General features: G+C 72.8%; 14 protein-coding genes. 11 read left to right on the top strand and 3 right to left on the bottom strand.

All coding sequences use genetic code 11. From position 1 onward, the window contains the following. Positions 1 to 20 precede the first annotated feature (20 nt). On the top strand, positions 21 to 482 hold the full coding sequence (locus AW274_RS00380) for a winged helix DNA-binding protein (RefSeq protein ID WP_062428257.1): 462 nt from the start codon (positions 21 to 23) through the stop codon (positions 480 to 482). Positions 483 to 611: 129 nt separating this feature from the next. On the opposite strand, the gene AW274_RS00375 is transcribed toward AW274_RS00380, so the two are convergent. Next, a complete protein-coding gene (locus AW274_RS00375) occupies positions 612 to 1088 on the bottom strand; it encodes an Asp23/Gls24 family envelope stress response protein (protein WP_062428256.1) in 477 nt (158 codons plus the stop codon). A gap of 110 nt (positions 1089 to 1198) precedes the next feature. Here AW274_RS00375 and AW274_RS00370 point away from each other — a divergent pair, with 110 nt between their 5' ends. The 5 genes from AW274_RS00370 to AW274_RS00350 are packed head-to-tail and all read left to right on the top strand — an operon-like array spanning position 1199 to position 8229. Next, positions 1199 to 1726, top strand: a complete 528-nt coding sequence (locus tag AW274_RS00370) for an HIT family protein (RefSeq protein ID WP_232319914.1) — start codon at positions 1199 to 1201, stop codon at positions 1724 to 1726. A gap of 21 nt (positions 1727 to 1747) precedes the next feature. Continuing rightward, entirely contained in the window at positions 1748 to 3475 is a 1728-nt protein-coding gene (locus AW274_RS00365) for an ATP-binding protein (protein WP_062428254.1), read from the top strand. Positions 3476 to 3485: 10 nt separating this feature from the next. Then, positions 3486 to 4634, top strand: a complete 1149-nt coding sequence (locus AW274_RS00360; RefSeq protein ID WP_062428253.1) for a metallophosphoesterase family protein — start codon at positions 3486 to 3488, stop codon at positions 4632 to 4634. After that, positions 4634 to 7276, top strand: coding sequence for an AAA family ATPase (locus tag AW274_RS00355; protein WP_062428252.1), 2643 nt, complete (start codon positions 4634 to 4636; stop codon positions 7274 to 7276). The genes AW274_RS00360 and AW274_RS00355 overlap by 1 nt, the downstream gene beginning before the upstream one ends. Then, complete coding sequence (locus AW274_RS00350) at positions 7273 to 8229, top strand: hypothetical protein (RefSeq protein ID WP_062428251.1); 957 nt, start codon at positions 7273 to 7275, stop codon at positions 8227 to 8229. The genes AW274_RS00355 and AW274_RS00350 overlap by 4 nt, the downstream gene beginning before the upstream one ends. Here the strand turns inward: AW274_RS00350 and AW274_RS00345 are convergent. Next, entirely contained in the window at positions 8173 to 10278 is a 2106-nt protein-coding gene (locus AW274_RS00345; RefSeq protein ID WP_157519687.1) for a hypothetical protein, read from the bottom strand. The genes AW274_RS00350 and AW274_RS00345 overlap by 57 nt on opposite strands. A gap of 101 nt (positions 10279 to 10379) precedes the next feature. Between AW274_RS00345 and AW274_RS00340 the strand changes: the two genes are divergently transcribed. Beyond that, positions 10380 to 11288, top strand: coding sequence for a TIGR03619 family F420-dependent LLM class oxidoreductase (locus AW274_RS00340; protein ID WP_062428249.1), 909 nt, complete (start codon positions 10380 to 10382; stop codon positions 11286 to 11288). A gap of 38 nt (positions 11289 to 11326) precedes the next feature. Here the strand turns inward: AW274_RS00340 and AW274_RS00335 are convergent, their stop codons facing one another. Beyond that, the gene (locus tag AW274_RS00335) at positions 11327 to 11713 is read right to left on the bottom strand and encodes a BlaI/MecI/CopY family transcriptional regulator (protein WP_062428248.1); all 387 of its coding nucleotides are present in this window, start codon (positions 11711 to 11713) and stop codon (positions 11327 to 11329) included. A gap of 66 nt (positions 11714 to 11779) precedes the next feature. On the opposite strand from AW274_RS00335, the gene AW274_RS00330 reads away from it, so the two are divergent. From AW274_RS00330 to efeB, 4 genes are read left to right on the top strand one after another with little or no spacing between them, the layout of a single operon-like run. Then, entirely contained in the window at positions 11780 to 12694 is a 915-nt protein-coding gene (locus tag AW274_RS00330; protein ID WP_062428247.1) for a M48 family metalloprotease, read from the top strand. Between the two features lie 51 nt (positions 12695 to 12745). Beyond that, on the top strand, positions 12746 to 13570 hold the full coding sequence (gene efeU / locus AW274_RS00325; protein WP_062428246.1) for an iron uptake transporter permease EfeU: 825 nt from the start codon (positions 12746 to 12748) through the stop codon (positions 13568 to 13570). A gap of 11 nt (positions 13571 to 13581) precedes the next feature. Next, positions 13582 to 14718 (top strand): iron uptake system protein EfeO, encoded by a 1137-nt coding sequence (gene efeO, locus AW274_RS00320; protein WP_062428245.1) that lies wholly within the window; start codon positions 13582 to 13584, stop codon positions 14716 to 14718. Next, positions 14719 to 15933: an iron uptake transporter deferrochelatase/peroxidase subunit gene (efeB, locus tag AW274_RS00315; RefSeq protein ID WP_062428244.1), complete on the top strand. Its 1215-nt coding sequence runs from the start codon at positions 14719 to 14721 to the stop codon at positions 15931 to 15933. The last annotated feature ends 2 nt before the right edge of the window (positions 15934 to 15935 follow it).

Raw genomic sequence — 15935 nt, 5'->3', positions numbered from 1 at the left:
GAGGTCCTAGCGTCGTCGCCATGACGACGATCAAGGAGTATGCGCCGGAGGTCCTGAACGCCCAGCCCCTCGGGGCCTGGACGGGCGAGGCCTACCGGCGCGTGGTCGGCGCGATCCGCGCCGAGCTGGCGGCCGAGGGCCTGACCCAGCCCCACTGGTGGACGATCAACCACGCGGCCGGCTCACCCGGCCGCTGGACCCGCGCCGAACTGACCGAACGGCTGTCGGCGTGGGAGGACCTCGGCCTCGACTTCGACCAGATCTACGACGAGCTGATCCACTGGGGCTGGCTCACCGAGGACGACGGCCGCCTGACCCTGACCGACGGGGGAGAGACCGGGCGTCGGCGAGCCTGGGAGCGGCTCGGGCCGGTCCTGGAGAAGACCCGCGCGGGCATCGACCCGGACGACTACGTGACGACCATCAACGTGCTGCGGCGGGTGGTTGCCAACCTGGGCGGCGACGGCGACCTGCCCGCCTGAAGCTCCGGAACTGATCGGCGGAGCGAGGCCGGGCGGCGGGTCGCCCAGTCCGCCGGCCTTCCGCGCCTGGTGACCGCGGACATGCGAGACCGGGCCCCGCGGGGAGCCCGGTCCAGGTGGGTCTTCCGCTCAGGCGGCGGCTTCGTCGGCCTTGCCCTCGCCGGGCAGCCGGACGTCGTCGACCGTGACGTTGACCTCGACGACCTCCATGCCGAGCATCTGGGCCACCGACGTGGCCACGCTCGACTGGACCTCGGCGGCGACCTCCATCACGACGTGGCCGTAGAGGATGACGATCGTGATGTCGATGGCGACCATGCCGTCTTGGATCTCGGCCCGCACGCCCTGGTTGGCGCGCTTGGAGCCGAACCCGATGCGGTCGCGGACCGACTCGAACGCGCGGGCCAGGTCGCCGCCCAGGTCGGCGACGCCGGGGACCTGCATGGCGGCCAGGGCGGTCACCTTCTCGACGACCTCGTCGGCGACGGTGATCTTGCCTTTCAGGCCCGCGACGGAGATCTGGGGGGCGGCAACGCCCTCCTCGGCGACGGGGGCTTCTTCCTCGGAGGGGGTCTCGTTCTGGTGCTCGTACGCGACGTCGGTCACACGATCATCTCCTCAGGTCAGCAGGATTCTGCCGGAAGATCGAAGGGTTTGTCCGGCGTTAGACCCGGTCGGCGGGGGTCGCATGACCTGGTCCCCCTATGCTGGCCGACATGACAGACGTGCCCGACGCCTTCGGACGGCTCTGGACGCCGCACCGCATGGCGTACATCAAGGGGGAGAACAAGCCGACCGGTCCGGGCGCCGGTGACGGGTGCCCGTTCTGCGAGATCCCGAAGATGGACGACGCCGACGGGCTCATCGTGGCCCGGGGCGAGGTCGTGTACGCCGTCCTGAACCTCTACCCCTACAACTCCGGCCACCTGATGGTCTGCCCCTACCGGCACGTGCCCGACTACACCGACCTCGACGCCGCCGAGACGGCCGAGCTGGCCGAGTTCACCCAGAAGGCGCTCGTCGCGCTGCGCGAGGCGAGCGGGGCGCAGGGGTTCAACGTCGGCATGAACCTGGGCCACGTCGCGGGCGCCGGCATCGCCGCCCATCTCCACCAGCACGTCGTGCCCCGATGGGGCGGCGACACCAACTTCATGCCGATCGTCGGGCACACGCGCGTTCTACCACAGCTGCTCCGGGACACCCGGGACTTGCTCGCGCGGGCATGGCCCGAGAAAACGTCGTAAGGCTGCACTACCCTGCCTCGGGTGACGGATGGGTTCTCTGGTGACGCCGTAGGCCGTGTGCTGGGCACGCAGTCTGCCTCGCCCCTGTCGTTCTGGATCGGCCTGGAGCCGGGGAAGGTCGTGCAGCTCGACGAGGTGGTGGTGACGCGGCGCGAGGTGCCGGGCCACGGGCCGGTGCTGGTCGCGGGGGTGGTCACCCACGTCGAGGCCCGCCACGAGGGCGCCGCCTACGACTCCGACGTGTTCCTGATCTCCGAGGGCTCGCTGCCGGCGGCCGTCGTCGAGGTCGCCGAGGTGCGGGTCACCCGCGTCGAGCCCGAGGTGTTCGTGCCGCCGCTGCCGGGCGCCCCGGCCTACCGGGCCAAGGGCGCCGACCGCGACCAGGCGCTCTACTTCGACGTGATGGAGCGCCGGGTGCCGATGGGCCTCGGCCGCGACGGCGAACCGGCCTTCCTGAACTTCGACTTCCTCGACGGCACCCGCGGCGCCCACGTGTCGATCTCCGGGGTGTCGGGCGTGGCGACCAAGACCTCGTTCGCGACGTTCCTGCTCTACTCGGTGTTCAACTCCGGGGTGCTCGGCCCCGAGGCGGCCAACACCAAGGCGCTGATCTTCTCCGTCAAGGGCGAAGACCTGCTCTTCCTCGACCACGCCAACACCCGCATCGACGACAGCGCCCGCGCCGCCTACGCCACGCTCGGGCTGCCCGCCCAGCCGTTCAGGAGCGTCCACGTGTTCGCGCCGCCGCGTCCCGGCGACGTCCACGGCGTTCCCCACGTCACCGCCCGCACCAAGGGCGTCAGCTCCTTCTACTGGACGCTGGCCGAGTTCTGCGACGCCGAGCTCCTCCGCTACGTGTTCGCCGACGCCGACGACGAGAAGGCCCAGTACAGCCTGCTGATCGGCCAGATCGCGGCCCGCCTGAAGATCCTGGCCGAGCCGCTGGGCGACTCGGGCGCGGTCAAGGTCGACGACGTCGAGTGCCGCACCTACCCCCAGCTCGTCGACCTGATCGACGAACGGCTGGCCGACGAGTCGACCCGCGCCGCCTGGACCGGCTTCCCGGCCTCGCTCGGCACCGTCAACGCGTTCCTGCGGCGGCTGCGCAGCTCGATCAGGTCGCTCACCCCGATCGTGCGCGGCGACCTCCCGGCCGGGCGTCCCCACTCGATCGGCGTCTCCGACGCCCAGGTCACCATCGTCGACCTGCACAACCTGCCCGAACGCGCCCAGCGGTTCGTCGTCGGCGTGGTCCTGCGCGGCGAGTTCGCCCGCAAGGAGCTGTCAGGTTCGGCCCGCCCTCTCCTCTTCGTGGTCTTGGACGAGCTCAACAAGTACGCCCCCCGCGACGGCGACTCGCCCATCAAGGAGATCCTGCTCGACGTCGCCGAACGCGGCCGCTCGCTCGGCGTCATCCTCATCGGGGCCCAGCAGACCGCCTCGGAGGTCGAACGGCGTATCGTCGCCAACTGCGCCGTCCGCATCGCCGGGCGGCTCGACCCGGCCGAGGCCACCCGCTCGGAGTACGGCTGGCTGACCGGCACCGCCCGCGACCGCGCCACCATCGCCAAACCGGGCACCATGTTCGCCGTCCAGCCGGAGATCCCCGTACCGCTGGCCGTGAACTTCCCGTTCCCCGCCTGGGCCACCCGCCCGTCGGAAGCAGGAGCGGCCCCCGCGACCGCGGCGGTCGTCCACGACCCGTTCGCGGGGCTGCCCGCGCCCGAAGACGACATCCCCCCGTTCTGAGGAATTCGCGATGAAGATCCTGCACACGGCCGACTGGCACGTCGGCAAGGTCCTCAAGGGCCGGGGCCGCCACGACGAGCACCGCGCGGTGCTCTGGGAACTGGTCGGGGTGGCCCGCCGCGAAGACGTCGACCTGGTGCTGGTCGCCGGCGACCTGTTCGACACCTCGGCCCCCACGCCCGAGTCGCAGGGCCTGGTCGTCAACGCGCTGATGCAGCTCCGCGAGGGCGGCCGCGAGGTGGTCGTGCTGGCCGGGAACCACGACAACGCGCAGCTCCTGGAGGTCTACCGCCCGGTCCTGGGCGCGCTGGGCATCCACGTGTCGGGCCTGTTCCGCCGCCCCGACCAGGGCGGCCTGATCGAGTTCACCGCCCGGACCGGCGAACCGGTGAAGTGCGCCGTGCTCCCGTTCCTGTCCCACCGCCACGTCGTCCGCGCCGCCGAACTGATCACCGAGACCACCGCCGAGCACAACCGCAGCTACGCCGACCGCTTCGGCCGCCTCGCCGAGGCGCTCACCTCCGGCTTCACCGGCGACACGATCAACCTGGTGACCACCCACGGCACCCTCCCCGGCGGCAAGATGGGCGGCGGCGAACGCCAAGCTCAGACGATCTTCTCCTACTACTTCGAGTCGACCGCGTTCCCGCCCACCGCCCAGTACGCCGCCCTCGGCCACCTCCACCGGCGTCAGCAGATGCCGGGGCCGTGCCCGATCTGGTACAGCGGCTCACCCATCGCCGTCGACTTCGGCGAGGAGAAGAACCAGCCCGGCGTCCTGATCGTCGAGGTCGAACCAGGCGTCCCGGCGAAGGTGCGCGAGGTCGCCCTGGAGAAGCCGAAGACCCTGACCACCGTCACCGGCAGCCTCGACCGCCTGGAGGCGATGGCCGCCGACCTCGGCGACGCCTGGCTCCGCGTGGTCGTGGCGGAGAAGCCCAGGGCGGGCCTGGCCGACACGGTCAGAGAACTCCTCCCGGGCGCCCTCCAGGTCGACCTGCATCCCGACTTCCGCCCGGCGAGCGTCCGCAAACGCCAGGCGACCGGCGCGGGCAGGGGCCCCCGCGACCTGGTCCGCGAATACCTGACGGCGTCGGGCAAGGACGTCGAGGCCCTCGGCGCCCTCTTCGACCGCCTCCACGACGAGGTGACCGGCTGATGCGTCCCATCCGGCTGCACATGGAGAACTTCGGCAGCTTCCGGGCCGCCACCGACGTCGACTTCGCCGAGGTCGACTACTTCGCGCTGGTCGGCGCGACCGGCGCGGGCAAGAGCACCGTCATCGACGCCATCTGCTTCGCGCTCTACGGCAGCGTGCCACGGTGGGGCAAGGAGAACGTCGTCGCCTACGCGCTGGCCCCCTCGGCCGCCGCCGGCAAGGTCGCCCTGGTCTTCGAGGTCTCCGGCCGTCGCTACGCCGCGGTCCGCACCCTGCTGCGCGACGCCAAGGGGACGGTCCGCACCAAGGAGGCCCGGCTCGACCTGCTCGACCCGTCGATCCCCGCCGACGCCGACCTGATCGAGCTGACCGCCACCTCCCGGCCGGTGGCCGAAGGCGAACAGGTCGCCGCTGAGGTCGCCCAGGTCACCGGCCTCGAATACAAGTTCTTCACCCAGTGCGTGGTGCTGCCCCAGGGCCGCTTCGCCGAGTTCCTGCACGCCACCCCGAGCGACCGTCAAGACCTGCTCGTGCAGCTCCTTGACGCCGACGTCTACGAGCAGGTCCGCAAGGCCGCCGTCGCCGAGGAGAGCAAACAGAGCCAGGCCGCCGAGTTCGCGAAAGGCGAGCTCGCCCGCCTGCACGACGCCGACGAGCAGGCAGAGGAAGCGGCCCGCGACCGCGCGACCGCTCTCCGGGCGCTGTCCGAGCGCGTCGGCGCCGACCTGGAGGAACTGCGGGTCCTCGACGAGGCGGCCAAGGCGGCCGACGCCGAACGGGTGACGGTGCTCCGCGCGCTCGCCCAGCTGGGCGCCCTCACGCTGCCCGGAGAGGTGCCCGGCCTGGCCGAATCGGCCCGCCACGCCGCCGACCGCGCCGAGACGGCGGCCCGCGAGCAGTCCCGCCTCGACGCACGGGAAGAACAGGCCGAAACCGACCTGGAGGCCCTGGGCGACCAGACCGCCCTCCGGCAGGAGCTCGCCGACCTCGCCGACCGCACCCGCCGCACAACGGAAGCCGAAGCGGCCCGCGCCGAGGCCGACACGGTCACCAGGCAGCTGGCCGAGGCCGCCGAATCCCTGGCAGCGGCCTTCCGCGACTACGAGGAGGCCGACCGCCACCTCACGAAGACCAGGATCGCCCACACGGCCGCCGACCTGGCCCGCACCCTCAAACCAGGCGAACCTTGCCCCGTCTGCCACCAGCTCATCACGGCCCTTCCCAGCAGCCCGAACGACGTGCCCGCGCGTGCGAGGAGCGCTCATGGGGTCAGCGCGCGTCTCGACGATCCCGCGCCGCACAGCTCCAACCCGCGCGCCGATCGGTCGGCCGACGGCTCTGACATGTCCGACGCGCAGGCTCTGTCTGCCGGCCGGCGGGGCGGGGATGGCTCACGCGGGTCCGATGCGCATGCACCGTCTGCTGGTCAGCGTTCCGGGGTCAGCCACGGCATCTCCCCGGCTGAGGAGCTTGCCGCGGCCGAGCGTCGGTTGGCGGCGATCCGGGAGAAGGGGCAGCAGGCCCGCACCCGTCACGACGGCCTCGCGGCCAAGGCCGAGCTCCTCACCGCTCGCGCGAAAGAGCTGGCCACGACCCTCCCGCCCGACCCCGACCGGGTCGCCGCGATCGAGAAGCTTCTCGCCGCGATCGACCAGGCCGCCGGAAAAGTCGGGAACATCCGCCGTGACGCCCGCGAGGCCCGGCGTCACGCCACTCAGACAGCGCGCGCGGTCGACGAGGCCCGGCGCAAGGCCGAGCAGGCGTGGCGCGATCTGAACGCCGCCCGTGACACCGTCGCCCAGTTCGGCCCGCCGCCGCTCGACCCCGGTGACGTCCACGCCGCCTGGACCACCCTGCTGGCCTGGCGTGATGACGCCGCAGCCCTCCGCAAGAAGGAGGCCGAGGCGGCCGAAGCCCGGTTCGACCAGGCCAGAGGCAACGCCCAGGAGGCCCGTCGTGCCCTGGCCGAGCGGGTCCAGGAGCACGGCGTCGTGGTCAACGCCGGCGATCGGATCGCCGAGCAGGTCGCCCGTGCCGCTGCGCAGGCCGACGAGAGGCTCGCCCGGGTCAGGGAGGCGCGGGAGCGCGCCGCCGATCTGGCCAAGCGCGTCGCCGCGCATGAGGGGGAGGCCAGGGTCGCCCATGAGCTGGCGCTGCTGCTGCGGGCCAACCAGTTCGAGCGGTGGCTCTGCGCCGAGGCGCTCGAACTGCTGGTCGCGGCGGCGTCCGAGACGCTCAAGGATCTGTCCGACGGTCAATACGAGCTCGTGCTCGGCGCCCGGGGCGACATCGAGGTCGTCGACTACGCCGAGGCCGGATTGCGGCGCAGCGCCCGGACCCTGTCGGGCGGGGAGACCTTCCAGGCCTCCCTGGCGCTGGCGCTGGCGCTGTCCGACCAGGTCGCGGGGCTCGCGGCGGCCGCCGCCCGGAGCCTCGACTCGATCTTCCTGGACGAGGGCTTCGGCACCCTCGACCCGGCCACGCTCGACACCGTGGCCGCGACCCTCGAGAAGCTGGCCTCCGGCCATGAACGCATGATCGGCGTCGTCACCCACGTTCCGGCCCTGGCCGACCGGGTTCCGGTCCGGTTCGAGGTCTCCCGCGACGCCTCCGGCTCCCACGTCAGAAAGGTGGTTCGGTGACCACCACGTACCACGCGCCCGGGTTCAGCGTCGATCCCTGGGACCCCGGCTACGGCGCGAGCCTGGCCTTCGAGGCCGAGATGGAGGGCAGCAGCGCCGCCCTCACGCTCGACGTCGAGATCCCCGTCCTCCAGTGGCGGCCGATCACGCCCGGCTCGACGGCGAAGGCGCCCGAGACGCTGCTGATCGCCGACGGCGTGCGGCGGATCGACGCCCGGGTCTGGGTCGACGACCCCGAGGGCGGCTTCCCCGCGCCGGGCATCGCGGCCTCCTACGCGGCCGGGATCGTCCGGTGCGGCGAGGGGGCCGAGCCCGTCGCGGTCGAGGTGAAGAGGGGGGTGTTCAGCCCGGCCAAGGGGGTGGCCGACCTGGTCGCCGGGCCGGTGACGTACACCTCTTATGAGGTGACCGGCGACGACGACGGGTCACTGGCGCTCCAGCAGAAACTGACCGAGCTCGAAGTCGACCTGGCCCTGAAGTACCGCGCGCAGTCGGGGCACGAGGAGCTGCTGGTCGTCGACGGGCCGCTGCGGGGGCGCACCCATCTGCCCAACGCGGTCGGCTACGTGAAGACGCACCACACGTCGTATCTGCCGCCGGCCCAGTCGGCCGTGGTGTCGGAGCTGAAGCCGGGGCAGCGCACCCCGGTCTTCTTCATGGGCACGAACTGGAGCCGCTACGCCTGGTATCTGCGGCTGCCCACGATCTCGACGGCCCCGTGGGCCGGGATCGCGCGCTGCGAAGCGGGCGCCGACCTGTCGGCCGAGGACGCCGCCGAGCTCGCCGACCGGGTCACGCTGGCGCTGCCGCCGATGGCGGGGGTCGACTACAAAGACCCGAGGGCGCCGCAGAACCTGGTGCCGATCGGCGGGCTGGAGAAGCTGCTGCGCCACCGGCTAGGCGACGCGCGTCTGCTTTACCGCGCCCTGCGTGCGGCCGCCATCGCCGGGTGAGGGCCCGTCGAGCTGGATGGCCCTGATCCCGGCGCTCAGCACCAGCGGCACCGCCAGCGCCAGCGCCATCGACAACACGGCCGCGCCCGAGTCGTTCACCAGCATGCCGACGCCGCCGCTGACCAGCGCGCCGAGCAGGCCCGCCTTCAGCATGGGCGCGCGTTCGAACGCCACCGGCAGCACCCCGGCCGTCGCCGCGCCCGGCCGCAGCACGGCGAACACCAGGAACGCCACGGCGGCGATGACGACGGGCATCAGGTTGGGGCTGAGCAGGGTGCCCAGCATGGCGTCGAGCTTGCGCGCGATGACCGGCCAGAACGTGCCGTCGAAGATCTGCCCGACGAACCGCCCGAGGTGGGTGCGCGAGCCGGGCGGACGCCGGTAGTCGAGGTAGGCGATGGCCAGCACGGTCACGCCGCCGGCGACGCAGAACAGGCCGAGTTTCCAGATCGACACCCTGCGCCCGGCGACGATGAGCGCGGCGACCGCGATGCCGGGCACGAACGCGATGACGCCGCCGAAGTCGCTGCCGACGCCGGGCCAGCCGCCGAGGATCATCGCGAACACCCCCAGCCCGGCGATCAGGCCGACCGCGAGGGGTCGGCGGCCGTGCCGGACCAGCGTGTCGGCGACGGCCGTGGCGACCAGCAGCACCGCCGTGGCCAGCAGCGCGAACGGGATGTTGCCCAGGCCGTAGTAGCGGGCCCCGACCACGCCGGTGTAGCCCATGACGCTGTTGAGCTGCAGGTGCGTACCGGAAAGAAGGTCGCCGAGCAGGACGGCGGCGGTGACGCCCGCGACGACGATGAGCGGCGCGAGGATGTTCTCCGGCCGGGTGAGCCGGGCCGCCCGCAGGGCGAGCACGGTCAGCACGACGTCGCAGGCGAGCAGCCCGCCGACCAGGGTCAGCGTCGGCGCGGGGCCGGTCTCCCACGGCGTGAGGTTGACCAGGTAGGTCGACACCGGGATCGACGCCAGCGCCACGGCGGCCACCCTGACCAGGCCCAGCGCCGAGCGCCGGCGCAGCAGCAGGAACGCCGCGCCGTAGAAGAGCACCTGGAGCACGGCCAGCGTGGTGAAGAAGATCCCGCCCATGTTGCGGATGGTCTGCCCGGCGGTGTCGGCGTTCCTGAGCCGGTCGACCGCCTCGTCGAGCGGGATCGGGTCGCCCGCCTTCAGCGGCTGGCCGATGACGGTCGGCGGGATGGCGGCCTCCTGGCCGACCGCGCCGAACAGCGTCGCCGTCAGGTCGGGCAGGATGATCATGTCGTCGCGGTGGGTCGAGCCCGACCCGAGCAGGCTGGTGCCGGTCGTGCCGGGCGCCCGCATCATCGCCACCCGCAGGTGGGGGACCGAGCCGTGGTCGGCCAGCCCCGCGACCAGCACGGTCGCCGTGGCGGGCAGCTGGGCCAGCACCGCGCCCACCTGGGCGTCGGCCTGCCGGACCGCCGCCGCCCGGTCGGCCGCGGCGAGCGGCTCGGGCTCCCGCGAGACCTTGCCGTCGGCGGCGATGTAGGGCTTGATCAGCGTGTCGACGTCGACCGCGATCACCGGCGCCGACCAGTCGGCGACCTCCTCGACCGTGGCGTGGTAGCGGCCGACCGCGCCCTGGGCGTCCGACAGCGCCAGCACCCCGCCGGGGCCGACCGCCATCGTGCCGGTCAACCGGCCGACCGAGCCCGCGGTGGGCACGCCGGCGACCGAGGCGAACCAGCCGAACTCGTGCAGCCGGGTGGTGCCCTCGACCGGCGCGGGCGGCAGCCCGCAGCGCTGGCCCACGGCCGACCGGACCCCGGCCGACACCGTCAGCCATCCGTCGTAGGGGCAGGTGATGGTGCCGACCGCCTTGACCGACAACGACCCGACGGCGCTCTCGCCGGCCAGCCGCCACAGGTTGGGGGTGTCACTCTCGGTGACGTCGGTCCACATCAGGCCGGGCACCCCGATGAGCGCCACCTGCCCGGGGCCCTCGGCGCGGGCCGCCGCCGGCGCCCCCCACACGATCGCGACCAGCATGGCCGTGACCATCCCCGCAGCCCACCGCCGCACGGTGTCCCCCTCTGTCGACGCCACCAGGCACACGGCACCGTAGGGGGTCGGCGTGCGCCGCGTCCAGCGTCAACGGCGGGTGATCGTGGAAGGTTCTCGGTATGCGACTCGGACTCGGCCTGCCGTCCATCGGCCACCTCGCCTCACCCGGCTTCATCTCGTCGGTCGCCCGGAGCGCCGAGGCGCTCGGCTACCACTCGTTGTGGGTGGGCGAACGGCTGCTCGACCCGGTCAAGCCGCGCAGCCGCTATCCCGGGACGCGTGACGGCGGCCTCCCGGAGAGCATGAAGATCGCCTACGACCCGCTCGCGACGCTGGCGTTCGCCGCCGCCGTCACCTCCCGGATCACGCTCGGCACGAGCGTCCTGTGCATGCTGCTGCACAACCCCGTCGTGCTGGCCAAGCAGCTGGCCACGCTCGACGCGCTGAGCGGCGGCCGGATGCGGGCGGGCCTGGGCCAGGGCTGGTCGCTCGACGAGATCGAGGCGGCCGGGAACACCCCGGTCGGCCAGGGGCGGCGCGGCGAGGAGTTCGTCGCGGTGCTCCGGGGATTGTGGAGCGTCGGGAGGACGGCGTACACGGGGGAGTTCTTCACGGTTCCCGAGACGGCCTTCGAGCCGACGCCGGCCTCCTCCCCACCCATCTATCTGGGGGTGTACGCCCCCCGCGCCGTCGAACGGGCCGGCCGGGTGGCCGACGGGTGGCTGCCGGGCGGGTTGCCGCTGGAGATGCTGCTGTCCCTGCGGGAGACCCTGTTCGCGGCGGCCGCGAAGGCGGGGCGGCCGGAGCCGGAGGTGGTGGTGCGGGCCAACGTGCGTTTCACCGCGACCCGGCGGCGGCCCTTCCAGGGCACGTGGGAGCAGATCGAGGGTGACCTGGCGGCGTTCCGGGACGCCGGGATCGACGAGGTGTTCCTCGACTTCGTCCTGGACGACGCCACCCTCACGGAGGAGGGCTTCGTCGAGCGGATGGAGCGGGCGGCGAACCTGTGGCAGGCCGCAGGCGGCTGAGCAGCCGGGAGGCCGGCGTCCACCATGACGTGCCGGGATCAGCCGCCCGGCGGGTTCTCGTCCAGGAGGCGGCGCAGGAGTTCCTCGTCTTCGACGGCCAGGTCGCCGACGAACCTGCGGAGCACGCCCGAGCGGTCCGATTCGCCCTGGAGCAGGGCGGTCATGCGCTGGGCCACCAGGTCGGCCGGGTCGACCAGGGCGCCGTAGCGGTGGGAGCGGCCCTCGCGCCGCCGGGTGACCGCCTGCTTCCTGTGCAGCCGGGTGAGCGTGGTGACCACGGCGCTGTACGACAGATCGCCGTCGGGGGCGACCAGATCCCTGACCTGGCCCGGGGTGAGCGACCGGCCCGCCTCGCGCAGGGCCGTCAGGATCGCCGCTTCGAGGCCGCCGGGCGGGCGGCGGGCGTCACTCGGGTCCGTGTTCATCGGAGCACCACCCTATATCGGGACTTTCCGGATCAAGTGGGAGGCTGAGGGCCGGGAGGTGCGGGAATGTTCGATCACTTCGTGGTCTCGGTGGTGGTCGTGCCGCCGCTGGCCGTGCTCGTCGCCGCGCTGGTCGCGGGGCGGCTCGCCCCGGCGCTGGCCGCGCGGGTGCTGGCCTGGTCGGCGATCGTGGTCGCGGTGGCCGGGATCGCGAACCTGCTGGTGTTCGTCCTGCACGCCGTCGCCGAGGTCCCGGCCGTGGCGCACCTGATGGGCTGGTCCGACCGCGTCGTCGCGGCCGACGTCGCCGGGGTGCCGTGGGTGCCGTGGCTCTGCGTGCCGCTGCTGGCCGCGGCCGCCGCCTCGATGGCCTGGACGCACCGGCGGCACCGCCGCGACCTGCGCGCGGGCCGGCTGTTCCCACGTCCCGACGGCGACGTCCTGCTCGTCGACGACGACGCCGTGACGGCCTTCGCGGTGCCCGGACGGCCGGGCTGGGTGGTGGTCACCAGCGGCATGCGCGCGGCGCTGACCGACCGGCAGTACACCGCCCTGCTCGCGCACGAACGGGCCCACCTCGACGGCGCGCACCACCGCCTGGTGCGGCTCGCGGAGCTGGCCGGGGCCGCCCATCCGGCGCTGCGCTGGGTGAGCGCGCAGGTCGGCTTCCTGGTGGAACGGGCGGCCGACGAGCGCGCGGCGGCCGAGGTGGGCGACCGGCGGCTGGTGGCGCGGGCGGTCGGCCAGGCGGCGCTGCTGGCGGCGGGCCGCCCCGGGCTGGGACGGGTGCCGAGCGTGCTGCACGCGGCGGCGGGGGCGGTGCCCCGGCGGGTCGCGGCGCTGCTGGCGCCGGAGCGGCGGACGTCTGCGCTGCCGGCTCTGCTGCCGATTCTGGTGGCCGCCGGCACGGTCGTGTGGACCGGCGAGGCCGTCGAGGACCTGCGGGAACTGCTGGAACAGGCGGCCGGCTGGCTTGGTTAGGTGAGCCTATGTTAACTTCTACCGCGTGTAGCTGAGCGGTGGGAGTGGCATGTGTTCGCGAGTTATCTGATCGGCCTGCGTGAGGGACTGGAGGCGACCCTCGTCGTCTCCGTGCTGGTCGCCTTCCTGGTCAAGAGCGACCGCACCGACCGGTTGCCGCACGTCTGGGCCGGCGTCTTCGCGGCCGTGGCCCTGTCGGTCGGCTTCGGCGCGGTGCTGACCTTCACCGCCGCCCACCTCGGCCACACCGGCCAGGAGCTCTTCGACGCGGTCACCTCGCTGCTGGCCGTCGTCTTCGTCACCTGGATGATCTTCTGGATGCGCCGGGCCGCCCGCATGCTCTCCGGCGAGCTGCGCGGCAAGTTGTCGGAGGCGCTGGAGCTGGGCTCCCTGGCCGTCGTCGTCATGGCGTTCCTGGCCGTGGCCCGTGAGGGGCTGGAGACGGCGTTGTTGTTCTTCGCCTCCGTCCAGGGCGCGACCGCCTCGGCGCAGCCGCTGATCGGCATCACGCTGGGCCTGCTCACCTCGGTCGTGCTCGGCTACGCCCTCTACAAGTCGGCCGTGCGGATCAACCTGACGACGTTCTTCACCTGGACCGGCCTGCTGCTGATCCTGGTCGCCGCGGGGATCTTCAAGTACGGCGTCCACGACCTGCAGGAGGCGAACATCCTGCCCGGCCTGAGCTCCTACGCCTTCGACGTGACGAGCGCGCTGCCGCCCGACTCCTGGTACGGCGCGCTGCTCGCCGGGATGCTCAACATCACCCCGCAGCCGAGCGTCCTGGAGACCCTCGCGTGGCTGGTCTACCTGCTGCCGACCCTCTTCTTCTTCCTCCGGCCGTCCCGGCCGCAGCTCGCCCCCGCCCGCGTGGCCTGAACAGGAGCACCATGTCCGCCATCACCCGTCTCGCCCTCGGCGCGCTCGCCCTCACGGCCCTGGCCGCCTGCTCGGCCGAGACCGCAGCGCCGGGCGGCGACGCCGCGGCGTCCGCGCCGGGCAAGGTCACGGTCGCCGCCAGCGACACCGCCTGCGAGGTCGGCGTCACGGAGCTCGCCGCGGGCACCAGCACGTTCGCCATCACCAACGCCGGCAGCAAGGTCACCGAGTTCTACGTCTACGCCCCCGGCGACCGCGTCATGGCCGAGGTCGAGAACATCGTGCCCGGCCTGACCCGCGAGCTGATCGCCGAACTGCCCGCCGGCACGTACGAGACCGCCTGCAAGCCCGGCATGGTCGGCAAGGGCATCCGCAACGCGCTGACCGTCGCCGGCGAGCACAAGCCGCTGACCGCCGACGCCGCGCTCGCCGAGGCGACCGCGAGCTACAAGCGCTACGTGAAGACCCAGAGCGACACCCTGCTGGTCAAGACGCAGGAGTTCGTCGACGCCGTCAAGGCGGGAAAGATCGACGAGGCGAAGGCGCTGTTCCCGGTCGCGCGCACCTACTGGGAGCGCATCGAGCCGGTCGCCGAGATCTTCGGCGACCTCGACCCGGCCATCGACGCCCGCGAGGCCGACCTCGCCGAGGGCGAGGAGTGGACCGGCTTCCACAAGATCGAGAAAGACCTCTGGATCACCAAGGACATCAGCGCCGACGGCCCGATCGCCGACAAGCTGATCACCGACGTGAAGACCATCGTCGAGAAGTCCAACGCGGCCGAGCTGACCCCGCTCAACCTCGCCAACGGCGCCAAGGAGCTGCTCGACGAGGTCGCCACCGGCAAGATCACCGGTGAGGAGGACATCTGGTCCCACACCGACCTGTGGGACTTCGCCGCCAACCTGGCCGGGTCGAAGGCGGCGGTCCAGTCGCTGCGCCCGGTGCTGGAGGAGCGCGACGCCGCCCTGGTCGCGACGCTCGACGAGAAGTTCGCCGCCGCCGAGACCGAGCTGGGCGCCCACCAGAAGGGCGACGGCTGGCGGCTGCACGACGAGCTGTCCAAGGACGAGCTCAAGCGGCTCTCCGACGTGATCAACGCGCTGGCCGAGCCGATCAGCAAGATCGCGCCCCTGGTGGCCCACTAGATGATCAGTCGTCGGCAGGTCTTCGGACTGGGCGCGGCCGGGGCCGTGGCGGCGGGCGCGGGGGCCCTCGCCGCCCGCGCCCTCCCCGAGGAGCCCCCGGCCAAGGCGCACGTCGAGGAGGTCTTCCCCTTCTACGGCGAGCACCAGTCGGGCATCGTCACCCCCGCGCAGGACCGGCTCCACTTCGTCGCCTTCGACGTCACCACGACCGACCGCGCCGAACTGGCCGAACTGCTCCAGGAGTGGACGGCCGCCGCCGCCCGCCTCACCCAGGGCAAGGAGGCGGGCGCGTTCGGCGCGACCGGCGGCTCCCGCGAGGCCGCGCCCGACGACACCGGCGAGGCGCTCGGCCTGCCGCCCTCGGGCCTGACCCTGACGATCGGCTTCGGCCCGTCGTTGTTCGACGACCGCTTCGGCCTGGCCGCCAGACGCCCGGCCCCGCTCGCCGACCTGCCCAAGTTCTCCGGCGAGACGCTGATCCCGGAGATCTCGGGCGGCGACATCTGCGTCCAGGCGTGCGCCCACGACCCGCAGGTGGCCGTGCACGCCATCCGCAACCTGGCCCGGATCGGCTTCGGCCGGGTCTCGGTGCGCTACTCGCAACTCGGCTTCGGCCGCACCTCCTCGACCTCCCGCACCCAGGCGACCGCCCGCAACCTGATGGGCTTCAAGGACGGCACCAACAACCTCAAGCTGGAGGACGCCGACCTGCTGCGCGACCAGCTCTGGGCCCACCCCGACGACGGCGCGGCCTGGATGGCCGGCGGCAGCTACCTGGTCACCCGCAAGATCCGGATGACCGTCGAGACCTGGGACCGCACCTCGCTGCGCGAACAGGAGGAGATCTTCGGCCGGGACAAGGGCGAGGGCGCCCCGGCGGGCAAGCGGCACGAGTTCGACCCGGTCGACCTGGCGGCCATGCGTCCCGACGCGCACGTCCGCCTGGCCCACCCCTCCGCCCACGGCAACGCCCACCTGCTGCGGCGCGGCTACAACTTCGTCGACGGCTCCGACGGCCTGGGCCGCCTCGACGCCGGCTTGTTCTTCATCGCCTACCAGCGCGACCCGCGCACCCAGTTCGTGCCGATCCAGGAGACCCTGGCCAAGTCGGACCCGCTGAACGAGTACATCAGGCACGTGTCGAGCGGCCTGTTCGCCTGCCCGCCCGGCGTCGCCGACGCGGGCGACTACTGGGGCCGCACGCTCTTCGCCTGACC

This window comes from Herbidospora daliensis (assembly GCF_001570585.1).
Taxonomy (GTDB): Bacteria; Actinomycetota; Actinomycetes; order Streptosporangiales; family Streptosporangiaceae; genus Herbidospora; species Herbidospora daliensis.
The sequence above is the reverse complement of the archived record's forward strand: the minus strand, read 5'-3'. Positions and strand labels throughout refer to the sequence as shown.